This is a genomic window from Enterobacter sp. (genome assembly GCF_977039595.1).
Window position 1 is genome coordinate 12,261 of the sequence record NZ_CDRQYH010000004.1, and the last position, 22,782, is coordinate 35,042.

At 58.5% G+C, this 22,782-nt stretch carries 23 protein-coding genes and 1 riboswitch; of the genes, 13 read left to right on the top strand and 10 right to left on the bottom strand.

Annotation, left to right across the window (positions count from 1 at the left end; genetic code table 11):
* The first annotated feature begins 76 nt into the window (after positions 1 to 76).
* The 4 genes from bioB to bioD are packed head-to-tail and all read left to right on the top strand — an operon-like array spanning position 77 to position 3,704.
* Positions 77 to 1,117: a biotin synthase BioB gene (bioB, locus tag ACWYRJ_RS02255; protein ID WP_455507335.1), complete on the top strand. Its 1,041-nt coding sequence runs from the start codon at positions 77 to 79 to the stop codon at positions 1,115 to 1,117.
* Positions 1,114 to 2,271, top strand: coding sequence for an 8-amino-7-oxononanoate synthase (gene bioF, locus ACWYRJ_RS02260; protein WP_455507336.1), 1,158 nt, complete (start codon positions 1,114 to 1,116; stop codon positions 2,269 to 2,271). Before bioB ends, bioF begins: the two co-directional genes overlap by 4 nt.
* The gene (gene bioC / locus ACWYRJ_RS02265) at positions 2,255 to 3,010 is read left to right on the top strand and encodes a malonyl-ACP O-methyltransferase BioC (protein WP_455507337.1); all 756 of its coding nucleotides are present in this window, start codon (positions 2,255 to 2,257) and stop codon (positions 3,008 to 3,010) included. Before bioF ends, bioC begins: the two co-directional genes overlap by 17 nt.
* Positions 3,003 to 3,704 carry a dethiobiotin synthase gene (gene bioD, locus ACWYRJ_RS02270; protein ID WP_455507338.1) on the top strand — a complete coding sequence of 234 codons (702 nt, stop codon included), beginning with the start codon at positions 3,003 to 3,005 and terminating at the stop codon, positions 3,702 to 3,704. Before bioC ends, bioD begins: the two co-directional genes overlap by 8 nt.
* Here the strand turns inward: bioD and ACWYRJ_RS02275 are convergent.
* Positions 3,667 to 4,389 carry an ABC transporter ATP-binding protein gene (locus ACWYRJ_RS02275; protein ID WP_455507339.1) on the bottom strand — a complete coding sequence of 241 codons (723 nt, stop codon included), beginning with the start codon at positions 4,387 to 4,389 and terminating at the stop codon, positions 3,667 to 3,669. The genes bioD and ACWYRJ_RS02275 overlap by 38 nt on opposite strands.
* Positions 4,390 to 5,141: 752 nt before the next feature.
* On the opposite strand from ACWYRJ_RS02275, the gene uvrB reads away from it, so the two are divergent.
* Complete coding sequence (uvrB, locus tag ACWYRJ_RS02280; RefSeq protein WP_008501138.1) at positions 5,142 to 7,157, top strand: excinuclease ABC subunit UvrB; 2,016 nt, start codon at positions 5,142 to 5,144, stop codon at positions 7,155 to 7,157.
* 92 nt (positions 7,158 to 7,249) lie between these two features.
* On the opposite strand, the gene yvcK is transcribed toward uvrB, so the two are convergent.
* Complete coding sequence (gene yvcK / locus ACWYRJ_RS02285; protein WP_111963816.1) at positions 7,250 to 8,158, bottom strand: uridine diphosphate-N-acetylglucosamine-binding protein YvcK; 909 nt, start codon at positions 8,156 to 8,158, stop codon at positions 7,250 to 7,252.
* Between the two features lie 225 nt (positions 8,159 to 8,383).
* Positions 8,384 to 8,517: riboswitch (molybdenum cofactor riboswitch) on the top strand.
* Between yvcK and moaA the strand changes: the two genes are divergently transcribed.
* The 6 genes from moaA (at position 8,505) to ACWYRJ_RS02315 (ending at position 11,984) form a co-directional block, all read left to right on the top strand.
* Positions 8,505 to 9,494: a GTP 3',8-cyclase MoaA gene (gene moaA / locus ACWYRJ_RS02290; RefSeq protein ID WP_223581688.1), complete on the top strand. Its 990-nt coding sequence runs from the start codon at positions 8,505 to 8,507 to the stop codon at positions 9,492 to 9,494. (Overlaps the previous riboswitch by 13 nt.)
* A gap of 24 nt (positions 9,495 to 9,518) precedes the next feature.
* Entirely contained in the window at positions 9,519 to 10,031 is a 513-nt protein-coding gene (gene moaB, locus ACWYRJ_RS02295; RefSeq protein WP_111963818.1) for a molybdenum cofactor biosynthesis protein B, read from the top strand.
* Between the two features lie 3 nt (positions 10,032 to 10,034).
* Entirely contained in the window at positions 10,035 to 10,520 is a 486-nt protein-coding gene (gene moaC / locus ACWYRJ_RS02300; protein ID WP_223581690.1) for a cyclic pyranopterin monophosphate synthase MoaC, read from the top strand.
* Positions 10,513 to 10,758, top strand: a complete 246-nt coding sequence (moaD, locus tag ACWYRJ_RS02305; RefSeq protein WP_111963820.1) for a molybdopterin synthase sulfur carrier subunit — start codon at positions 10,513 to 10,515, stop codon at positions 10,756 to 10,758. The genes moaC and moaD overlap by 8 nt, the downstream gene beginning before the upstream one ends.
* 1 nt (position 10,759) lies before the next feature.
* On the top strand, positions 10,760 to 11,212 hold the full coding sequence (moaE, locus tag ACWYRJ_RS02310) for a molybdopterin synthase catalytic subunit MoaE (RefSeq protein WP_111963821.1): 453 nt from the start codon (positions 10,760 to 10,762) through the stop codon (positions 11,210 to 11,212).
* A gap of 64 nt (positions 11,213 to 11,276) precedes the next feature.
* A complete protein-coding gene (locus tag ACWYRJ_RS02315) occupies positions 11,277 to 11,984 on the top strand; it encodes a Bax inhibitor-1/YccA family protein (RefSeq protein ID WP_069719576.1) in 708 nt (235 codons plus the stop codon).
* 104 nt (positions 11,985 to 12,088) lie between these two features.
* On the opposite strand, the gene ACWYRJ_RS02320 is transcribed toward ACWYRJ_RS02315, so the two are convergent.
* The 3 genes from ACWYRJ_RS02320 to ACWYRJ_RS02330 are packed head-to-tail and all read right to left on the bottom strand — an operon-like array spanning position 12,089 to position 15,047.
* Positions 12,089 to 13,051 (bottom strand): lysylphosphatidylglycerol synthase domain-containing protein, encoded by a 963-nt coding sequence (locus ACWYRJ_RS02320; RefSeq protein WP_455507340.1) that lies wholly within the window; start codon positions 13,049 to 13,051, stop codon positions 12,089 to 12,091.
* Entirely contained in the window at positions 13,051 to 14,289 is a 1,239-nt protein-coding gene (gene clsB / locus ACWYRJ_RS02325; protein WP_111963823.1) for a cardiolipin synthase ClsB, read from the bottom strand. The genes ACWYRJ_RS02320 and clsB overlap by 1 nt, the downstream gene beginning before the upstream one ends.
* Positions 14,286 to 15,047 (bottom strand): endonuclease/exonuclease/phosphatase family protein, encoded by a 762-nt coding sequence (locus ACWYRJ_RS02330; RefSeq protein ID WP_111963824.1) that lies wholly within the window; start codon positions 15,045 to 15,047, stop codon positions 14,286 to 14,288. Before ACWYRJ_RS02330 ends, clsB begins: the two co-directional genes overlap by 4 nt.
* Positions 15,048 to 15,180: 133 nt before the next feature.
* Here ACWYRJ_RS02330 and ACWYRJ_RS02335 point away from each other — a divergent pair, with 133 nt between their 5' ends.
* On the top strand, positions 15,181 to 15,591 hold the full coding sequence (locus ACWYRJ_RS02335) for a YbhQ family protein (protein WP_014883088.1): 411 nt from the start codon (positions 15,181 to 15,183) through the stop codon (positions 15,589 to 15,591).
* Here ACWYRJ_RS02335 and ACWYRJ_RS02340 read toward each other — a convergent pair.
* From ACWYRJ_RS02340 to cecR, 5 genes are read right to left on the bottom strand one after another with little or no spacing between them, the layout of a single operon-like run.
* Positions 15,553 to 16,659 (bottom strand): ABC transporter permease, encoded by a 1,107-nt coding sequence (locus ACWYRJ_RS02340; protein ID WP_455507341.1) that lies wholly within the window; start codon positions 16,657 to 16,659, stop codon positions 15,553 to 15,555. The genes ACWYRJ_RS02335 and ACWYRJ_RS02340 overlap by 39 nt on opposite strands.
* Before the next feature lie 9 nt (positions 16,660 to 16,668).
* Complete coding sequence (locus ACWYRJ_RS02345) at positions 16,669 to 17,802, bottom strand: ABC transporter permease (protein ID WP_223581692.1); 1,134 nt, start codon at positions 17,800 to 17,802, stop codon at positions 16,669 to 16,671.
* Positions 17,792 to 19,531, bottom strand: a complete 1,740-nt coding sequence (locus tag ACWYRJ_RS02350; RefSeq protein WP_455507342.1) for an ATP-binding cassette domain-containing protein — start codon at positions 19,529 to 19,531, stop codon at positions 17,792 to 17,794. The genes ACWYRJ_RS02345 and ACWYRJ_RS02350 overlap by 11 nt, the downstream gene beginning before the upstream one ends.
* Positions 19,524 to 20,519, bottom strand: coding sequence for a secretion protein HlyD (gene hlyD, locus ACWYRJ_RS02355; RefSeq protein WP_455507343.1), 996 nt, complete (start codon positions 20,517 to 20,519; stop codon positions 19,524 to 19,526). The genes ACWYRJ_RS02350 and hlyD overlap by 8 nt, the downstream gene beginning before the upstream one ends.
* Positions 20,516 to 21,193: a transcriptional regulator CecR gene (gene cecR / locus ACWYRJ_RS02360; protein ID WP_455507344.1), complete on the bottom strand. Its 678-nt coding sequence runs from the start codon at positions 21,191 to 21,193 to the stop codon at positions 20,516 to 20,518. Before cecR ends, hlyD begins: the two co-directional genes overlap by 4 nt.
* A gap of 205 nt (positions 21,194 to 21,398) precedes the next feature.
* Here cecR and rhlE point away from each other — a divergent pair, with 205 nt between their 5' ends.
* Positions 21,399 to 22,778 carry an ATP-dependent RNA helicase RhlE gene (gene rhlE, locus ACWYRJ_RS02365; protein WP_133294033.1) on the top strand — a complete coding sequence of 460 codons (1,380 nt, stop codon included), beginning with the start codon at positions 21,399 to 21,401 and terminating at the stop codon, positions 22,776 to 22,778.
* Positions 22,779 to 22,782 lie beyond the last annotated feature (4 nt).

The window sequence follows — 22,782 nt, forward strand, 5'->3', positions numbered from 1 at the left end:
TAAACCATTTTGAAAAGTTTTAGGTTTACGAGTATAAACCGAACCGAAAATTAACAAAACCCTTTGGAGAAGCCCGATGGCTCACCACGCACGCTGGACGATGTCGCAAGTTACTGAATTATTCAACAAACCTTTCCTTGAGCTGATGTTCGAAGCCCAACAGGTGCATCGTCAGCATTTCGATCCTCGCCATGTTCAGGTCAGCACGCTGCTGTCGATCAAGACCGGCGCCTGCCCCGAAGACTGCAAATATTGCCCGCAGAGCGCGCGCTACAAAACCGGCCTGGAGTCAGAGCGCCTGATGGAGGTCGAACAGGTCCTTGACTCCGCGCGCAAGGCGAAAAACGCCGGCTCGACCCGCTTCTGCATGGGCGCGGCGTGGAAGAACCCGCACGATCGCGACATGCCGTATCTGGAGCAGATGGTGAAGGGCGTGAAGGAGATGGGTCTCGAAGCCTGCATGACCCTGGGTACGCTCAACGAGGAGCAGGCGCAGCGCCTCTCGGCGGCGGGGCTGGATTACTACAACCACAACCTCGACACCTCGCCGGAATTTTACGGCAACATCATCACCACGCGTACCTACCAGGAGCGTCTGGATACGCTGGATAAAGTGCGTGACGCGGGGATTAAGGTCTGCTCCGGCGGCATCGTGGGCTTAGGAGAAACCGTGAAAGACCGCGCGGGCCTGCTGCTGCAGCTGGCGAACCTGCCGACCCCGCCGGAAAGCGTGCCGATCAACATGCTGGTGAAGGTCAAGGGCACGCCGCTGGCGGACAACGACGACGTGGATGCGTTTGATTTTATCCGTACCATCGCGGTGGCGCGTATCATGATGCCAACGTCTTACGTTCGCCTCTCAGCGGGTCGCGAGCAGATGAACGAGCAGACCCAGGCGATGTGCTTTATGGCCGGAGCCAACTCCATCTTCTACGGCTGCAAGCTGCTGACCACGCCGAACCCGGAAAAGGATAAAGACGTTCAGCTGTTCCGCAAGCTGGGGTTGAACCCGCATCAGACCGAAGTGCTGACGGGCGATAACGAGCAACAGCAGCAGCTGGAGCAGCAGATTTTCAACGCCGACACCGAACAGTTCTACAACGCGGCAGCCGTATGACCTGGCAGGCACGTATCAACTCTGCGCTCGACGACCGTCGGGCGGCAGAGGCATTTCGCGTTCGCAGGGTGGTGGAAAACGGCGCGGGCCGTTTTCTTACCCGCGAGGGGCGGCAGTTTTGTAATTTCTCAAGCAACGATTATCTCGGGCTGAGCCAGCATCCGGCCATCATCCGCGCCTGGCAGCAGGGCGCGGAGCGATTTGGCGTGGGCAGCGGCGGATCGGGGCACGTCAGCGGGTACACTACGGCGCATCATGCGCTGGAAGAGGAGCTTGCCGACTGGCTGGGCTACCCGCGCGCGCTGCTGTTTATCTCCGGCTTTGCCGCCAATCAGGCGATTATTACCGCCCTGATGGAAAAAGAGGACCGCATTGTCGCCGACCGCCTGAGCCACGCCTCGCTGCTGGAGGCTGCAAATTTAAGCCCGGCTCAGCTGCGGCGTTTTGCCCATAACGATGCGGGACAGCTCGCAGCGCTGCTGGATAAACCCTGCGAAGGACAACAGCTGGCTGTCACCGAAGGAGTGTTCAGCATGGACGGCGACAGCGCGCCGCTTGCCGCGCTGCACGAAGCCGCAAAGCGACAGAATGCCTGGCTGCTGGTGGACGATGCCCACGGCACTAGCGTGATGGGCGACGAAGGGCGCGGAAGCGCGTATCAGCAAAACGTGAAGCCTGAACTGCTGATTGTCACCTTTGGCAAGGGCTTTGGCGTTAGCGGCGCCGCCGTGCTGTGCAGCGAATCCGTCGCAGACTATCTGCTGCAGTTTGCCCGGCATTTGATTTACAGCACCAGCATGCCCCCGGCGCAGGCCGTTGCGCTGTCTGCGTCGCTGGCTGTGATACGCAGCGCGGAAGGGGATGAACGTCGCCAGCGGCTGGCAGAGCATGTTGCCCGCTTCCGTCAGGGATTAGCGGCGCTGCCCTTCCACAGCCCCGATTCGCAGAGCGCTATCCAGCCGGTGATTGTCGGAGAAAACGGCCGCGCGCTGGCGCTGGCACAGGCGCTGCGCCAGCGCGGCATGTGGGTCACCGCCATCCGACCGCCAACCGTCCCACTGGGCACGGCGCGTCTGCGCTTAACCCTGACGGCGGCGCATGAGGCGCGGGATATCCAGACGTTGCTGGAGGCGCTCCATGATGCCGGTGAATAAGCAGGCCATCGCGGCGGCATTTGGCCGCGCCGCGCAGAGCTATTCGCAGCATGATGAGCTGCAGCGTCTGAGCGCGCAGGGGCTTCTGGCCGCGCTTGGCGAGAACCGTTTTCCACAGGTGCTGGACGCCGGCTGTGGTCCCGGCAGCAACAGCCGCTACTGGCGCGGGGCGGGAAGCCAGGTGACGGCTATCGATCTTTCAGCCCAGATGCTTGAAGAGGCGCGCCAGCAGCAGGCGGCGCATCGCTATCTGCTGGCCGATATCGAGGCGATCCCGCTGGCGGACGCGCAGTTTGATCTGGTCTGGAGCCATCTGGCGGTTCAGTGGTGCAGCAGCCTGCCGCAGGCCTTGCGCGAGCTTTATCGCGTGGCGCGACCGGGCGGGAAGGTGGCGTTTACCACCCTGCTGGAAAGTTCGCTGCCGGAGCTGAATCAGGCCTGGCAGGCAGTCGATGAACAGCCGCACGCTAACCGGTTTTTATCGCATGAGCAGGTGACGCAGGCGCTGGCAGGCTGGCGCGCTCGCAGCGTAGTGCAGACCATCACGCTCAATTTTAGCGATGCGTTCAGCGCCATGCGTTCGCTGAAGGGCATAGGCGCCACGCACCTGCATACCGGACGCGAGAAAAAACCGCTCACCCGCGGTCAGCTGCAGCGCCTTGAGCTGGCCTGGCCGCAGCAGCGGGATCAATTCCCGCTCTCCTATCAACTTTTTCATGGGATTATCGAACGTGACTGAACGTTATTTTGTCACCGGCACGGACACAGAAGTGGGTAAAACGGTGGCCAGCTCGGCGCTGCTGCAGGCGGCACGGCTGCTCGGGAAAAACACTGCCGGATATAAGCCAGTGGCGTCCGGCAGCGAGATGACGGCGGAAGGGTTACGCAACACCGACGCGCTGGCGCTCCAGCGTAACAGCACGCGTGAACTCGCCTATTCCGCGGTGAATCCGTACACCTTTGCCGAGCCGACCTCGCCGCACATTATCAGCGCCGATGAAGGTCGTCCGATTGATTTCGCCGTGCTGTCCGACGGATTGCGGACGCTGGAAAATCAGGCCGACTGGGTGCTGGTTGAAGGGGCTGGCGGCTGGTTTACGCCGCTTTCGGACACGCAGACGTTTGCCGACTGGGTGAAGTCCGAGCAGCTTCCGGTCATTCTGGTCGTCGGCGTCAAGCTGGGCTGCATCAATCACGCCATGTTGACCGCGCAGGCCATACAGCAGGCCGGACTGCGTCTGGCGGGCTGGATAGCCAACGACGTGGTTGCGCCGGGTAAACGCCATCAGGAGTATCTGGCGACGCTCAGGCGCGTCCTTCCCGCGCCGTGCCTCGGGGAAATCCCCTGGCTTGCTGACGGCGCGGAAAATGCCGAAACCGGGCGTTATCTCGATCTCAGCGTCTTGCTTCCCGCGACATCCAGTGAGCAATAAGCTCTTCATCCAGTTCGTTAACGTGGCCCTGCGCCACGTTACGCCCGCGATAGAGCATACAGAAACGGTCAGCCACCCGGCGGATAAACGACAGCTGCTGCTCCGCTAACAGCACCGTCATGCCTAACTCCCGGTTTAAGCGCACCAGCAGCTGTCCCAGCTTCTGGGCGAAGCTGTGCCCCGCGCCGTGCAGGGGCTCATCGAGGATCAGCAGTTGTGGACGGTTCACCAGCGCATTAGCCAGCGCCAGCTGATACTGGTCGTCCGGAGAGAGCGTGTTGGCACGGGTTTGTCGCACCCCATAGAGCGCCGGAAACAGGTCGTAAACGTCATTTTTTGCGTTCGGGTTAGGTTTCCCCGTCGCGCGCATGGCGATATGCAGGTTCTCCTCAATCGTTAGCTGGGAGAAGATCCGCCTGTCCTGCGAGACATAGCCAATCTCCGGGCCGGAACGCTGTTCTGGCGGCGGGTTTAGCAAATCACGCGGCGGCGCGCCCGCCTCATACCAGATGATGCTGCCGCTTTCGACAGGCACCTTCCCGGCGATGCAATTCATTAGGGTGGTTTTCCCCATGCCCGGCAGGCCAACGACGCCTGTACACATCCCTTGCGGAAAATCTAAATCCACATTCCATAGCGTATGTTGACTTCCGTAAAACTGATTCACAGCACGCAGACTCAACATCTTTCTCTCCTTAAAAATGTGTGTAGGTGAGGCTCGCTGTTGATTCTGCAAAACCCCTGCCATAAAGCGGAAAGTGATTAAAAAAGCGACTTTTTTAGGAATAAGTCACCGGAAAGCGGTTTATAAAAAACCGGATTGCACATTGACGGTGCCGCCGGTGATGAGTTGTGGTGCAGAACCCGAAATGATGAAAATGTGAGCAAGATCCCATCGGTTGGTTATGAATGACGCAACTGTTAATCAGCAAAAAATAGCTATAAAAATTTTTTGTCGCCGTCTCGTGGGAAAATTCGGGAATTTGCAGAGCGCCAGTCTGTATGGGCTGGAAGCAGTTATCCACTATTCCTGTGGATAACCATGTGCATTAGAGTTAGAAAACACGCGATAAGCGAGAGAAGACGCGGCTTTCGCCCAAATTGACGCGAAACGCGGCTTTAGAAAATATCGTTTATTTTTTAATTGCTTAGATAAAAGCAATTCCCGTCATGAAAGTGTCACCGGTTGCCATAAAACTATCATTACCTGGCTTGACAAATGTTAAAAAAGAAAAAGTTCTGGGGATAACCTGACCTGACTGGTGTTTTATGTTGCCACTGTCCAAATTTTGGCCGCTATCGCGCTAATCATTCAGGCGCTATGCTAAATATCCTGACATGCTACTGGTTTTTCATCCAGTGTTTTTTACTGGCATTCCTGGCAACAAGGAGTAAAATTACACACCTGCCGCTTATAACGTCATCAGGTTGTCGCCCATGAGTAAACCGTTCAAATTGAATTCTGCTTTCCGTCCATCAGGCGATCAGCCTGAGGCGATCCGTCGTCTGGAAGAGGGGCTGGAAGATGGGCTGGCGCACCAGACGCTGCTGGGGGTAACCGGCTCGGGTAAAACGTTCACCATCGCCAACGTGATTGCGGATCTCCAGCGCCCAACGATGGTGCTGGCACCCAATAAAACCCTGGCGGCGCAGCTATACGGCGAAATGAAAGAGTTCTTCCCGGAAAACGCGGTGGAGTATTTCGTCTCCTACTACGATTACTACCAGCCTGAAGCCTATGTGCCGAGCTCTGACACCTTCATCGAGAAGGATGCCTCGGTGAACGAACACATCGAGCAGATGCGACTGTCGGCCACAAAGGCGCTTCTTGAGCGTCGTGATGTGGTGGTCGTCGCCTCGGTTTCCGCGATCTACGGTCTGGGCGATCCGGATCTCTATCTCAAGATGATGCTGCACCTGACGCAGGGGATGATCATCGACCAGCGTGCGATTTTGCGTCGTCTGGCGGAGCTGCAGTACACCCGCAACGATCAGGCCTTCCAGCGCGGCACCTTCCGCGTGCGCGGCGAAGTGATCGACATCTTCCCGGCAGAATCGGACGATATGGCGCTGCGCGTCGAGCTGTTTGACGAGGAGGTCGAGCGCCTGTCGCTCTTCGACCCGCTGACCGGACACGTTGAGTCAGTGATCCAGCGCTTCACCATCTACCCGAAAACGCACTACGTGACGCCGCGCGAGCGTATCGTACAGGCGATGGAAGAGATCAAAGTGGAGCTGGCGGAACGCCGTAAGGTTCTGCTGGCGAACAATAAGCTGCTCGAAGAGCAGCGCCTGAGCCAGCGTACCCAGTTTGACCTTGAGATGATGAACGAGCTGGGCTACTGCTCCGGCATCGAAAACTACTCGCGCTTCCTCTCCGGACGCGGGCCCGGCGAGCCGCCGCCGACGCTGTTTGATTACCTTCCGGCCGACGGTCTGCTGGTGATCGACGAATCCCACGTCACGATCCCGCAGATCGGCGGGATGTACCGCGGCGACCGGGCGCGCAAAGAGACGCTGGTGGAGTACGGCTTCCGCCTGCCGTCAGCGCTGGATAACCGTCCGATGAAGTTTGAAGAATTTGAGGCTCTGGCGCCGCAAACCATCTACGTCTCGGCCACGCCGGGCAACTACGAGCTGGAAAAATCCGGCGATGAGGTGGTGGACCAGGTTGTGCGTCCGACTGGATTGCTGGACCCGATTATCGAGGTGCGTCCGGTGGCGACGCAGGTGGACGACCTGCTCTCTGAGATCCGCGCCCGTTCCGCCATTAACGAGCGCGTGCTGGTGACCACGCTCACCAAGCGTATGGCGGAAGACCTCACCGAGTATCTCGAAGAGCACGGCGAGAAGGTGCGTTATCTGCATTCGGATATCGACACCGTGGAGCGCATGGAGATTATCCGCGATCTGCGTCTGGGCGAGTTTGACGTGCTGGTGGGGATCAACCTGCTGCGAGAAGGTCTGGACATGCCGGAAGTCTCGCTGGTGGCGATTCTGGATGCGGACAAAGAGGGTTTCCTGCGTTCCGAGCGTTCGCTGATCCAGACTATTGGCCGCGCCGCGCGTAACGTCAACGGTAAAGCGATTCTGTACGGTGACAAAATTACCCCGTCGATGGCGAAAGCGATTGGCGAGACGGAACGACGCCGCGAGAAACAGCAGCGCTACAACGAAGAACACGGCATTACGCCGCAGGGGCTGAACAAGAAGGTGGTGGATATTCTGGCGCTGGGTCAGAACATTGCCAAAACCAAAGCGAAAGGCCGCGGCAAGGCGCGTTCAGTGGTGGAAGAAGATACCGTCGTGCTGACGCCGAAAGCGCTGCAGCAGAAAATCCACGAGCTGGAAGGGCAGATGATGCAGCACGCGCAGAACCTGGAGTTCGAAGAGGCGGCGCAGATCCGCGACCAGCTTCATCAGCTGCGGGATCTGTTTATCGCGGCATCATAGGTTAGTTTTGCCCGGTGGCGCTGCGCTTACCGGGCCTGCGGGATTCGCGCCTTTTGTCGCTCCGCTAAGCGCAGCGCCACCGGGATTTTTTGTCAGCCCAGCGCCTGAATCGCCTTCTCCAGCGCCTCGCGCAGCAGATGGCGGTCATGGCGATACTTGATGTCTGAGGCCTCCAGCGGCTCCTGAATCACCACACGATCGCCGATGCCGGACACATCTACCTTCGGCCCAACCACCACGCCGTCAATGATCTTCTTACCGACGTAATGCTCCATCAAATTGAGTTTATCCGCCAGCGACAGGCTTGCGGCTGCCGGGCTCAGCTCTCGCCCGAGGTTACCGATGTAAACCATTGGCGCTGGGGTGCGGCGCAGCGCCTGCGCCAGCTCTTTCACCAGCAGAATGGGCATCAGGCTGGTGTAAAAACTTCCCGGACCGATCAGGATAAGATCCGCTTCCCCGATGGCCTCCACCGCTTCTCGCGTGGCGGGCACGCTCGGATAGGTCATCAACTCCGCTGGCGGCAGGATGAGCTGGTCGATATTCACCTCGCCGTAAACTTCATGCCCTTCGGCGTCGATTGCCATCAAGTCAACCGGTTGTTCAGACATGGGGATCAGGAATGCGTCCACTTTCAGCAGATTACGGATCAAGTTGATGGCTTCCAGAGGCCGTACGCTCAGGTGATCCAATGCCTTTAACATCAGATTTCCGAGGTTATGCCCGGAAAGTTCACCATTGCCTCCAAAACGGTACTCAAACATCGCCGATGCGACGCTCGGCTCGGTAATTAACTGGTTCAGGCAGTTGCGCATATCTCCCCAGGCAATGCCGCCTTCGGCACGACGAATGCGCCCGGTTGAGCCGCCGTTATCGGTGGTAGTCACTATCCCTGTCAGCCTTGAGCCGAGCGACGACAAAGAGGACATAACCCGGCCTAAGCCGTGTCCTCCGCCAAGAGCGACCACTCGGTCAAGATCCGCAAAAGTGCGATTGCGCATACGTATTCCTTATCACGTTCGATCGCGTAACAGTAACCTAACTACCCCTAAAAGACGATGCCTCACCCGATACAAAATGACGTATATCAATGTGAAAATGCGGTTTTTAGGTATTCTGTAGCGAAAATGCAGGATTGATTCGCTATATACATAATTATATAGCGAAAAGCGACAATGGCGCCGTGAGAATTTCCGCGCTACTATCGCCCTAACCACGTTTTCAAAAATGAAAACATACACTCTAGCCCTTGTGCCTGTGTCGAAAGATATGGCGCTCTGGCCGTGGCGAATTTGCCACCAGGGTACAGAAAGAAATGACTGTGCCTCCCGATCTGGAAAGGTGTACATGGCTTCACAACTTACTGATGCTTTCGCGCGTAAGTTTTATTACTTACGTCTGTCGATTACCGATGTGTGCAACTTCCGTTGCACTTACTGCCTGCCCGACGGCTATAAACCGGGCAGCGTTACCAATAATGGCTTTCTCTCCGTGGATGAAGTGCGTCGCGTCACGCGCGCCTTCACTGAGCTCGGCACCGAAAAAGTGCGCCTTACCGGCGGTGAACCCTCGCTGCGCCGCGATTTCCCCGACATCATTGCCGCCGTGCGTGAAAACGAACGTATCCGCCAGATTGCGGTGACCACCAACGGTTACCGTATGGCGCGCGACGTGGCGAACTGGCGCGATGCGGGGCTGACGGCGATCAACGTCAGCGTGGATAGCCTGGACGCCCGTCAGTTCCACGCCATCACCGGCCAGGATAAATTCCAGCAGGTCATGGACGGTATCGATGCGGCATTTGCGGCCGGCTTCGAAAAAGTCAAAGTCAACACGGTGCTGATGCGTGATGTAAACCATCACCAGCTCGATACTTTCCTGGCGTGGATCCAATCCCGTCCCATTCAACTGCGTTTTATTGAGCTAATGGAAACCGGCGAGGGCAGCGAGCTGTTTCGCCGCCGCCACATCTCCGGCATGGTGCTGCGCGACGAGCTGCTGAAACGCGGCTGGATCCACCAGATCCGCCAGCGCAGCGACGGTCCGGCGCAGGTCTTCTGCCATCCTGATTACGAAGGCGAAATTGGGCTTATCATGCCTTACGAGAAAGACTTCTGTGCCAGCTGCAACCGCCTGCGCGTCTCCTCCGTGGGCAAGCTCCATCTCTGCCTGTTCGGCGACGGCGGCGTGGACCTTCGCGATCTGCTTGAAGACGATGCGCAGCAGGACGCGCTTGAAGCACGCATTTCTGAAGCGCTGACGCATAAAAAACAGACCCACTTCCTGCATCAGGGCAATACCGGTATTACTCAGAACCTGTCCTACATCGGCGGGTAATCAGGCTTAAGAAGGAATCAGAAGATGAGTCAGGTAAGCGCAGAATTTATCCCGACACGCATTGCTATTCTTACCGTTTCCGACCGCCGTGGCGAAGAGGATGATACCTCCGGCCACTGGCTGCGCGATGCGGCCCATGACGCGGGGCATAGCATCGTTGATAAAGCGATCGTGAAGGAGAACCGCTACGCCATTCGCGCGCAGGTCTCTCAGTGGATCGCCAGCGATGAGGTGCAGGTGGTGCTGATCACCGGCGGCACCGGCTTTACCGCAGGAGATCAGGCCCCCGAAGCGCTAATCCCGCTGTTCGACCGCGAGGTGGAAGGCTTCGGCGAAGTGTTCCGCATGCTCTCCTTTGAAGAGATTGGTACCTCCACGCTTCAGTCGCGCGCCGTTGCCGGGGTGGCTAACAAAACCCTGATTTTCGCCATGCCGGGCTCGACCAAAGCCTGCCGCACCGCGTGGGAAAACATCATCGCCCCGCAGCTGGATGCCCGTACCCGTCCGTGTAATTTCCATCCCCATTTAAAGAAATAAGCTATGTCACAACTGACCCACATTAACGCCGCTGGCGAAGCGCATATGGTGGACGTCTCCGCCAAAGCGGAAACGGTGCGCGAGGCGCGCGCCGAAGCGTACGTCACCATGCTGCCGGAAACGCTGACGATGATTATCGACGGCAGCCATCACAAGGGTGATGTCTTTGCAACCGCGCGCATTGCGGGAATTCAGGCCGCCAAACGGACCTGGGATCTTATTCCGCTGTGCCATCCGCTGATGCTGAGCAAGGTGGAAGTGAACCTGCAGGCGCAGCCGGAGCATAATCGCGTGCGCATTGAGTCACTCTGCCGCTTAACCGGCAAAACCGGCGTGGAGATGGAGGCGCTGACGGCGGCCTCCGTTGCCGCGCTGACCATCTACGACATGTGCAAAGCGGTGCAGAAAGATATGGTGATTGGCCCGGTGCGTCTGCTGGCAAAAAGCGGCGGCAAATCCGGTGATTTTAAGGTGGACAGCCATGATTAAGGTGCTCTTTTTTGCGCAGGTGCGCGAGCTGGTGAATACCGACAGCCTGACGCTGGACGCGTCTTTTGATAACGTCGCTGCCCTGCGCGCGCATCTGGCGGCACAAAGCGACCGCTGGGCGCTGGCGCTCGACGAAGGCAAGCTGCTGGCCGCCGTTAACCAGACACTGGTGGAATTCACCCATCCGCTTAACGCAGGGGATGAAGTGGCCTTCTTCCCGCCGGTGACAGGGGGCTAAGATGGCTGAAACCCGAATTCTGGTGAGTCATGAGCGTTTTAACGTCGGGACCGAATACGGCTGGCTGGCGGAACGCGATGAAGACGGCGCGGTCGTGACCTTTACCGGCAAGGTGCGCAACCACAACCTCGGCGACAGCGTGAAGGCACTGACGCTGGAGCACTATCCGGGGATGACCGAGAAATCGCTGGCGGAGATTGTCGACGAGGCGCGAGGCCGCTGGCCGCTCGGGCGAGTCACGGTTATTCACCGCATCGGCGAGATGTGGCCCGGCGAGGAGATTGTCTTCGTCGGCGTTACCAGCGCCCACCGAGGCAGCGCGTTTGCGGCAGGGGAGTTCATTATGGATTTTCTCAAAACCAAAGCTCCATTCTGGAAGCGCGAAGCCACGCCGGAAGGGGATCGCTGGGTAGAATCTCGCGACAGCGATAAGCAGGCCGCCAGCCGTTGGTAGTTGGTTTACGTGGATGTGTTACTCTTAACGAGTGTGTCTACTTAATCTTAATCAGGAGTGAATCATGGACCGATTTCCGCGTTCCGATTCAATAGTACAGCAGACCCGTAGCGGCCTGCAGACGTATATGGCTCAGGTGTATGGCTGGATGACGGTTGGCCTGCTGCTTACCGCGTTTATCGCGTGGTATGCAGCGAACACGCCGGAGCTGATGATGTTTATCTTCTCCAGCAAAATCACCTTCTTTGGGCTGATTATCGCGCAGCTGGCGCTGGTGTTTGTGCTTTCTGGTCTGGTGCACAAGCTGAGTGCCGGCATGGCAACGACCTTGTTTATGCTCTATTCGGCGCTAACGGGCCTGACGCTTTCCAGCATTTTCATCGTTTACACCTATTCATCCATCGCCAGCACCTTCGTGGTGACCGGCGGGATGTTTGGTGCGATGAGCCTGTACGGTTACACCACGAAGCGCGATCTGAGCGGCTTCGGCAGCATGCTGTTTATGGGGCTGATCGGGATTGTGCTGGCGTCGCTGGTGAACCTGTGGCTGAAGAGCGAAGCGCTGATGTGGGCTGTGACCTATATCGGGGTGGTGCTCTTCGTGGGGTTAACGGCCTATGATACCCAGAAGCTGAAAAACATCGGTGAGCAGATCGACGTGCGCGACAGTTCCAACCTGCGCAAATACTCGATTCTGGGCGCACTGACGCTCTATCTGGACTTCATCAACCTGTTCCTGATGCTGCTGCGGATTTTAGGCAACCGTCGCTAAGGTTGTTTTGCCGGGTGCGGTGCGGTTTGGTGCCCTCACCCTGACCCTCTCCCACGGGTGAGGGAACAAACACTAAAAACGGCAACAAGGTTGCCGTTTTGCTTTTATTTCGCCAGCGCCTTCTCGTTCTTCGCCCGTAACTTCTTCGCCCGGCTCTCCAGCACCAGATAGCAGACCGTTGCCAGCGCCAGCGGCAGGAAGTAATACAGCATGCGGTACGCCAGCAGGGCCGCAATAATCGTTCCCTGAGAGACATGCTCCCCGGCCAGCAGGGCAATAAATACCGCTTCCAGCACGCCGATCCCCGCCGGAATATGCACAATCACCCCGGCAATGCTGCTCACCAGCAGCACGCCCAGCACGAAGAAGTAGTTCACGTCCTCGCCGATTAGCAGCCAGATAATGGCCCCCATCGCCATCCAGTTGGCGCTGGAGACCGCCATCTGCAGCACCGCAAACTTCCACGAGGGCAGCACCAGCTTTTGCCCCTTGATGGTCATATGGCGGCGTTTAGCAAACGCGCAGGCCCACAGATAAACGGCGATAATCAGCAGGAGTACGATGCCCAGAATGCGCAGCGTGGCCTCATCGATATACCAGTGCGCGGGTAGCTGCACCACGCCGATGGTGAAGATCACCCCGCCGAGCAGAATATAGCCCAGCCAGTTGGTGGTGATGCTTAACGAGAAAATGCGCGTGATGGTCCCGCCCGGCAGGCCGAGCTGCGAGTAGAGGCGATAGCGCATGCCAATCCCGCCGACCCAGGTGCTCAGCGTCAGGTTAAAGGCGTAGCAGATAAACGACACCAGCATCACCTGACGTTTGGCCAGCTTATGGCCGCAGTAGGCGCGACCCAGCAGGTCATAGCAGCCGTACATCAGGTAGCTTACGATAACCAGCCCCGTCGCGCCCAGCAGCACCATCCGGTTATAGTTGCGGATAACCTTCCACACCTCTTCCCAGTCAACTTTCTGCGCGTAGACCACCAGCAGAACCGCGACCGCAATAAAAAACAGCCATGTCAGGATCTTTTTTGCCAGCCGCCAGCGTGGATGCGATTTCGACATCAGGGTTTGCCTCCGTCTTCCGCTTCTATGCGGTCCTGGGTTTCCATTTCGGGTTGTACCGGCGGGTCCACCTGCGCCAGCTTCGGCGTATGCGCCGGCAGCCAGCCGACCATCGCCGGGAAATGCCGCAGGAAGTGGAACACCACCACGCTGATGCCCAGGTTCCACCAGGTGCGTTTGGGAACCATGGACTCATCCACACGCACGCAGTCATTGACGATTAGCGCCTGCAGGTTATCCCGCAGGGTCTGATTAAACTGACGATCGTGAATGATCAGGTTAGCTTCAAGGTTAAGCGATAAGCTCAGCGGATCGAGATTGCTGGAGCCCACGGTGGCCCAGTGATCGTCCATCAGCGCGACTTTGCCGTGCAGCGGCCGACGGCGGTATTCGTAGATCTGTACGCCGCCCTTCACCAGATAGTTATAAAGCAGCCGCGCCCCGACTTTGACGATCGGCATATCCGGTTCGCCCTGCACAATCAGCTTCACGCGTACCCCGCGCCTGGCCGCATTGCGCATGGCGTGCAGCAGACGATAGCCGGGGAAAAAGTAGGCGTTAGCAATAATCACTTCGCGCTTCGCGTTGGCGAGCATCTTGAGATAATGACGTTCGATATCGTCCCGGTGCTCGCCGTTATCACGCCAGACGAAAAGGGCCTGCGCTTCGCCGGGCTTCCGGTTCTCTTCCGGGCGATGGCGGCGTCGCCACCAGCGGCGAACGGCCTCTTTCCCCGGCAGGTTCTCCAGCTCAAACAGCAAAATGTCCTGCACTACCGGGCCTTCAATGCGAATGGCGTAATCCTGCTTCGCTTCCGGGCCGTAGTCGGACATATGCTCCGCGGAGTAGTTAATGCCGCCGACAAACGCCACCGTCTCATCCACCACCACAATTTTGCGGTGCATCCTGCGGAAAAGGTTGGTCCGCATGCCGAAAAGGCGAGGGCCGGGATCGTAGTAGCGGAACACCACCCCCGCGGTGGTCAGTTCGTTGACGAACGCATCGCTGAGGTCCGGCGAGCCATAGCCATCCAGCAGCACTTCAATTTTGACGCCGCGCTGGGCGGCGCGCAGCAGCACGCTGTGCAATTGCTTGCCGACGTTGTCTTCGAACCAGATAAAGGTTTCGAGGATCACCTTCTGCTGAGCATTATCAATCGCCTTAAACACGGCCGGGTAATACTCGTCCCCGTTGACCAGCAGCGTGATCCGGTTACCTTCCTGCCAGGAACATTTCATAGGTGGATCTCCGCGCTGAGCGGCGCATGGTCGGAAAGATGCCGCCAGTTGAGGAGCGCCAGGGCGGTTGGGCTGCTGGCGTGGGCATTTTTCACATAGATGCGGTCAAGCCGCAGCAGCGGGAAACGGACCGGAAACGTGCGCGCAGGCCTGCCGTTGGCGCGCGTAAAAATCTCCTCCAGTCCGGCCTCCACCTTCAGCGGATGGTTTGCCCGCTGTCGCCAGTCGTTGAAGTCGCCCGCTACCACCACCGGTTCACCTTCGGGAAGCGCATTGGTCCATTCGGCCAGCATTTTCAGCTGCGCCTGACGATGGGCTTCGCGCAGGCCAAGATGAACACAGCCCACGTGGATGGGCAGCTCAAGGTCGGGCGGGGTAATGCGGCAGTAGAGCAGGCCGCGTTTTTCGCTCTCCCCGACGGAAACGTCGCGGTTTTCATAATGTTCAATGGGATAACGCGACAGCACCGCGTTGCCGTGATGCCCTTCCGGATAGACCGCATTGCGGCCGTAGGCGTAATCACTCCACATTGTGTCGGCCAGAAATTCATAGTGCGGCGTGTCGGGCCAGTTCTCAAAGTGAAGCGGATGCACTTCATGTGCGCCCATCACCTCCTGCAGGCAGACAATATCCGCGCTGACGGTGCGCACCGCGTCGCGCAGCTCCGGTAAAATGAAGCGGCGGTTAAATGCTGTGAAGCCCTTATGAATGTTTATCGTCAGCACCTTAAGCGAGAAATGCTGCATTTTTTTCGTCATAAGCTCCTTCCTGAGTGACTATCCCAATGAAAATAAAGTGTAGTCGGCGTCACAAAAAGATGCGGCGTTACGGAATTTTCCGTAAAGTGCGGTAGTCTGATTAAGCAGAGAAAAATCCTTCAGGAGAGAAGCCATGAAGTGGCAACAACGTGTTCGTGTCGCAACTGGCCTGAGTTGCTGGCAGATAATGTTGCATTTACTGGTCGTGGCCGTACTGGTGATGGGCTGGATGAGCGGCACGCTGGTGCGCGTTGGCCTGGGGCTATGCGTCCTTTACGGCGTCACCGTGCTATCGATGCTGTTCTTACAGCGACACCATGAAGCGCGCTGGCGCGAGGTGGGTGACGTGCTCGAAGAGCTCACCACCACCTGGTACTTTGGTGCGGCGATGATTGTTCTGTGGCTGCTGTCACGCGTGCTGCAAAACAACCTGCTGCTGGCCCTGGCGGGTCTGGCAATCCTCGCAGGGCCCGCGGTGGTCTCGTTGCTGACCAAAGAGAAAAAGCTACGCAATGTTGCGTCTAAACATCGCGTACGCCACTGAGCCCGTCGTGGCCGCGATGACCAGTAGCGGCCACAAACTTCCCCAGACGATATCCAGACTCGCATCCTTCAGATAGATTTGCTTGGTGATGTCCGTAAAGTGTCGAATCGGATTTACCCACGTCAGATCCTGTAACCATACCGGCATGTTCTCGACGGGAGAAACATAGCCCGAGAGCAAAATCGCGGGCATCATAAAGACGAATACCCCGATAAACGCCTGCTGCTGCGTCGAGCAGAGCGCCGAGATCAGCAGCCCAAACCCCACCAGCGACAGCCCGTAAATCACCATCGTGAAGTAAAACAGCGCCAGCGAACCTGCGAACGGGATCTGATAGGCCCAAATACCAACTCCCAGCACGATGGTGGCCTGGAACGTCGCGACGATCAGCGCCGGCACCGCTTTGCCGACGAAAATTTGCCAGGTGGCGAGCGGGGAGACCAGCAGCTGATCCAGCGTGCCCTGTTCACGCTCGCGGGCGACGGAGAGAGAGGTCACAATCATCACCCCGATGGTGGTGATCATGGCGATTAGCGACGGCACCACGAACCACTTGTAGTCCAGATTCGGGTTATACCAGTTGCGCACCACCAGCTCGCTGTTGTTGGGCTTCGGTTTGCCGTCCATCAGCTCCTGCTGGTAATCCTTCACCACCTGCTGCAGATAGTTGGCGGCTATCTGGGCGCTGTTGGAGTTACGCCCGTCGAGGATCAGCTGCATCGGCGCGGTCTGGAAGGTATCCAGATTACGGGAAAAATCCGCCGGGAACCGCACCAGCAGCAGCGCTTTTTGCGTGTCGATGGTGGGCTGGATCTCCTGCGGGCTTTTCAGCAGCAGGATGTGGGTAAAGGCTTTCGCACGCGCAAAGCGCTGCGTTAGCTCGACGGAGTGTTTGCCGTTGTCTTCGTTGTAAATGGCAATGGTGGCGTTGGTCACCTCCAGCGTGGCAGCAAACGGGAACAGTAATATCTGGATCAGCACCGGCAAGACCAGAATGGCGCGGGTTTGCGGCTCGCGCAGCAGGGATTGCAGCTCTTTGCGTATTAACGTCCATAAACGGTGAAACATGCGCACTCCTTAATCTAACCGCCGTTTGGTTTTCATCCACGTCAAACCGATAAACATCACCGCCGACGCCATTAAAAACAGCGTGTTGATAATCAGCACTACCGGAATATTCCCCGCCAGGAACAGGCTTTGCAGCGTGCTCACGAAGTAGCGCGCCGGGATAATGTAGGTCACGGCGCGGATGACGGCAGGCATACTGTCTATCTGGAAGATAAACCCTGAGAGCATGATTGACGGCAGGAAAGCGGCATTCAGCGCCACCTGCGCGGCGTTAAACTGGTTGCGGGTGATGGTGGAGATGAGTAGCCCCATGCCAAGCGTGCTGAGTAAAAACAGGCTGGTGATAAAGAACAGCACGACCAGCGAGCCGCGATACGGCACGCCGAGGATAAAGACTGACACCAGCATACAGAGCAGCATTGCCAGCATGCCGAGGAAGTAGTAGGGAATGAGCTTGCACAGCAGCAGCTCGACGCGCGTCACTTCGGTTGAAAGCAGCGCCTCCATGGTGCCGCGCTCCCACTCGCGGGCGATCACCAGCGAGGTTAGGATCGCGCCAATCACCGTCATGATAATCGTCACCGCGCCCGGAATAATAAAGTGCTGGCTGATGGCGGCGGGGTTAAACCAGTAGCGGGTCTGTACGTCGATCAGCGGTTTAAATTCTTCACCCCGATCTTCCGCCCGCTGCATTTGCCACAGCTGCCAGATCCCCTCCGCGTAGCCCTGCACGAAGTTCGCGGTGTTTGGCTCGCTGCCGTCGGTAATCACCTGGATCGGCGCATCGGTATTTGCCCGCGCCATGTTGGCGGCAAAATCCACCGGAATGACGATCAGACCGCGAATCTTCCCGGCCTGCATCTTCTGGATCAGTTCCTGACGATTGTCGCTGATGGTGGCGTCAATGTAGGGCGAACCGGTCATGGCGTGGGTAAAGTCCAGCGCCTCTTTGCTCTGCTGTTCGAGTAAAATCCCGACCCGCAGCTTGCTGGAATCCAGGTTAATGCCGTAGCCAAAGATAAACAGCAGCAGCAGGGGGATCACTACCGCAATCAGCCAACTGCTGGGGTCACGCACGATCTGCCGCGTCTCTTTAATGCACAGCGCGCGCACCCTGCGCCAGGAAATGGCCTTACTGCGCATGGGCATTCTCCTTATCCCAGTCGTGGATGAGGGTGATAAACGCCTGCTCCATGGTCGGGTCCGGTACCTCATCGTCGGCGGCCTGGTTTTTCAGGTCGTCCGGCGTGCCGTGGGCAATCAGCTTGCCGCGATACACCAGCCCGATGCGGTCGCAGTACTCCGCCTCGTCCATGAAGTGGGTGGTCACCATCACGGTCACGCCTTTTTCCACCATGCTATTGATATGCAGCCAGAACTCGCGGCGGGTAATGGGATCAACGCCAGACGTGGGTTCATCCAGAAACAGAATATCCGGCTCGTGCATCAGCGAGCAGGCCAGCGCCAGCCGCTGCTTAAAGCCGAGCGGCAGCTCGTCGGTGGCGTGTGAAGCAATGTTCGTTAACCCGAAGGCATCGCTCATGCGGCGGATTTTGTCGTTCTGCGCCCGCCCGCGCAGGCCATACACGCCGGAGAAAAAGCGCAGATTCTGCTCGACCGTCAGGTTGCCATACAGGGAGAATTTCTGCGCCATGTAGCCCAGGTGCTGGCGCGCCTTGCCGGAGCTGACCTTCAGGTCCATATCCAGCACCAGCGCCTTGCCGGACGTCGGCACCAGCAGGCCGCACATCATCTTAAAGGTGGTCGATTTTCCCGCACCGTTCGGCCCGAGCAGGCCAAAAATCTCGCCGCGCTTCACGGCAAAATTCACGTTATCGGTGGCGGCGAAATCCCCGAACTTTTTGGTGAGGGATTTGGCTTCGATCACCGTTTCGCCCGGCGTGCCTTCCACCGTGTGCAGAATCGCCCCAAGCGGCGATTCTGACGTGCCCGCGCCGCCCAGCAGGTCGATAAACGCGTCCTCAAAGCGCGGCGCGGTCTCTTCCATCTCTATCGTCGGCATGCCGGGCGCATGGCGAATATCGTCGATTGTGGTCTCTTTTTTGAGGATCACCCGTACCGAGCGGCCCTGAATCATCCCGTCGCTGACCTGCGGCAGTTTGAGCACCCGCTGCAGCAGCCTGCGGTTGGACTCCTGCGGGCTGTGCAGCAGGAAGCTGCGCCCGGCCATGCTCTGCGTCAGCGTCGTAGGCTCGCCCTGATAAAGCAGTTCGCCTTCGTTCATCAGCAGCACGTCACGGCACTGCTCCGCTTCGTCGAGGTAGGAGGTGCTCCAGAGGATCAGCATCCCGTCACCCGCCAGCTCGTGCACCATCTGCCACAGTTCTCGTCGCGAAATCGGATCCACGCCGACGCCGGGCTCGTCCAGCAGCAGCACCTTTGGCTCGCCAACCAGCGTGCAGGCAAGCCCCAGCTTCTGCTTCATCCCACCGGAGAGCTTGCCCGCCAGCCGGTCGGTGAACGGGCCGAGGGAGGTAAACTCCAGCAGGCGGGCGAAGGTTTTCTGTCGCGTTTCGCCGGTAACGCTGCGCAGGTCGGCGTACAGGTTCAGGTTTTCCATCACCGTCAGATCTTCATACAGGCCAAACTTCTGCGGCATATAGCCGAGCATGGCGTGGAGCGCGCCGTCGTCTTTAATCGGATCCAGGCCCAGCACGCTGGCCGAGCCTTCATCCGGCTTCAGCAGTCCCGCCAGCATCCGCATCAGCGTGGTTTTCCCCGCGCCGTCCGGGCCGACCAGCCCGGTCACATAGCCTTTCCGGATAGTGCAGTTCAGCGGCGCGACGGCCGGTTTGTCCATTCCCGCGAAGCGTTTAACCAGATTGTTGAGCTGAATAACCGCGTCATTCATGTCGTTCCCCGTTGTCTACTTTTACGGTGACGGGCATGCCCTGGCGCAGCGCGTCGTCCGCATCGGTCACGATGATGCGCAGGCGATACACCAGGTCGGTACGCAGGTCCGGTGTTTCAACGGTTTTCGGCGTGAATTCGGCGGTAGGGGAGACAAAGCCCACTTTGCCGTGATACGGCTTGTCCGGGCGACCGTCGGTATAGAGCAGCAGCTCGCGGCCCGGCTGCATCTGGCCGAGATTGGGTTCATCAATGTAGGCGCGCACCCAGAACGGGCGAGTCAGAGATAGCGTTAAGACGGTGCTGCCCGCGCTGAGCATGCTGCCCGGCTCCACGGCGCGGGTCATCAGCGTACCGTCAGACGGTGCGATTAAGGTGGTGTCGTGCAGATCGAGCTCTGCCTGCGCCAGCTGCGCCTGCGCCTGTTCAAGGCTGGCTTTCGCCTGGGCGATATCCTGCGGGCGGTTACCGGTGTGGTACTGGCTTAACTTATCCTGCGCGGATTTTAGCGTTGCCTGCGCCTGGTCGCGGGACGAACGCGCATTTTCCAGATCGTTGGCGGAAATGGTGCGGCTTTTCCACAGCCCCTGCTGGCGCGCGTAGAAGTTCTGCGCGTAGACATAGGCGGCCTGCGCCTGCTTAACGGCGGCGGCAGCCTGGGCAATCTCTTCGTCGCGATAGCCGGCCAGCATCAGGTCATACTGTGCCTGGGCGACGGACACGCCTGCTTTGGCCTGCAGCAGCGCATTCTCATAGGGCGCTTTGTCCAGCATCCCCAGCGTCTGCCCGCTTTTAATGGCATCGCCTTCGTCAACGCTCAGCGAGGCGAGACGACCGCCTACGCGGAAGCTCATGTTCACCGTGCGAATATCCACGTTACCGTACAGCGTCAGGCCTTTATCCTGATGGCCTTGATACCACAGCCATCCACCGACGCCTGCGGCAAGCAAAACAACGACCACCAGAATGATGGCGACAGGTTTTTTCATGACTTCAGGCTCCTTTGCGTTAAGCCTTGCAGGATCAGATCGAGATGACAGGCGATCACCTCGCCTATCTGCGCGGCTTTATCCTCATCAAATTGTGTCCAGCCGGTGCGTAACAGGATGGTTTCCCTGCCCAGACGGAAGGCAAGGATTTCACCCAGCAGGGCGTGGGTATGCAAAATTGTCTCGGTATCACTGGCGTCCCGCCCGGTATAGGCGGCGATCAGCCGGGTCAGGTGGGTATGCATCGGAGCAATGACCCGATCGTGTACCCGCTGGTAGGCGGCAGTGGGGGAGAGCTGCTCGCGGGAGATAAACTTGCTCAGGTTGAGCGTATCGTCGTGCGTCAGCAGGCGGATCATGTTGTTACAGGCATTGAGGATCAGCTGGCGGATGGCCTCGCGATCGGGCGACGGCTGGCCGAGCAGCGCGGTGGCTTCCTCTACGTGTGGGTGAAACTGCGTGCCGATAAAATCGGCAATCCACTCGGCGCAGGCGAGATATAAATCTTCTTTTGAACCAAAATAGTAGGTAATAGCCGCAATGTTCTGCCCGGCCAACGCCGCGATATCGCGTGTGGTTGCATGCAGGCCGTACTCACCAAACTGCGCCAGCGCGGCGGCGATAAGCTGGTTTTTGGCCTGTTCACCTTTGGTTGTTGTGGGTGTGGTATTCATGGCGGCATTAAGAATTAATCAATCGATTGATTAAGATTATGCCTGATTCCCGCTAACGTCGAGGGAATGCGGAGGGATATTTTATGCGCCACGTCACAAAAGCTGCTACACTCCGCTCCTTCGCGACATTGTGGTTTTTGTCCTCTCAATTGTTATATCTCCCTGAAAACTACACCTGTGATGGTCGGGGCGGTTCGGAGTTTTTATGTCTTTTGATTCCCTTGGCCTGAACCCGGAAATTCTGCGCGCGATCGCAGAGCAGGGCTACGTTGAGCCAACCCCAATCCAGCAGCAGGCGATCCCCGCCGTTCTTCAGGGACGTGATCTGATGGCCAGCGCCCAGACCGGCACCGGTAAAACCGCGGGCTTTACCCTGCCGCTGTTAGAGCTTCTGGTAAAAAATCAGCCGCACGCCAAAGGCCGTCGTCCGGTTCGTGCCCTGATCCTCACCCCAACCCGCGAGCTGGCCGCGCAGATTGGCGAGAACGTGCGTGACTATAGCCGCTATCTCAACATTCGCTCGCTGGTGGTTTTCGGTGGCGTCAGCATCAACCCGCAGATGATGAAGCTGCGCGGCGGCGTGGACGTGCTCATAGCAACGCCGGGCCGTCTGCTTGATCTCGAACACCAGAACGCGGTGAAGCTCGATAGCATTGAAATTCTGGTGCTGGACGAAGCCGACCGCATGCTCGACATGGGCTTCATCCATGATATTCGTCGCGTGCTGGCCAAGCTGCCTGCGCGTCGTCAGAACCTGCTCTTCTCCGCCACCTTCTCCGACGAGATCAAGGCGCTGGCGGAAAAGCTGCTGCATAACCCGCTGGAAGTGGAAGTGGCGCGCCGCAACACCGCCTCCGAGCAGGTGACGCAGCACGTTCACTTTGTTGATAAAAAGCGCAAGCGGGAACTGCTCTCCCAGATGATAGGCCAGGGCAACTGGCAGCAGGTGCTGGTCTTTACCCGCACCAAGCACGGTGCCAACCACCTGGCTGAACAGCTGAACAAAGACGGCATCCGCAGCGCTGCGATCCACGGTAACAAGAGCCAGGGTGCGCGTACCCGTGCGCTGGCGGACTTCAAGTCCGGCGACATCCGCGTGCTGGTGGCCACCGACATCGCTGCCCGTGGCCTCGACATTGAAGAGCTGCCGCACGTGGTGAACTACGAGCTGCCAAACGTGCCGGAAGATTACGTGCACCGTATCGGCCGTACCGGCCGTGCGGCGGCCACCGGTGAAGCGCTCTCTCTGGTTTGCGTTGACGAGCACAAGCTGCTGCGTGATATCGAACGCCTGCTGAAGAAAGAGATTCCGCGTATCGAAACCCCGGGCTATGAAGTGGACCCGTCAATCAAAGCCGAGCCGATTCAGAACGGTCGCCAGGGCGGTCGCGGTCAGGGCGGCGGCGGTCGCGGCCAGCAGCCGCGTCGTGCCGAAGGTGGCGCGCCGAAGTCATCCGGCAAACCGCCGCGTCGTAGCAACGACGGCAAACCGGCCGGCGAAAACCCTTGGCGCAGCGGCGAAGGCAAGCCGGCAGGGGAAGGGCAGCGTCGACGCCGCCCGCGCAAGCCTGCTAACCCGCAGTAATATG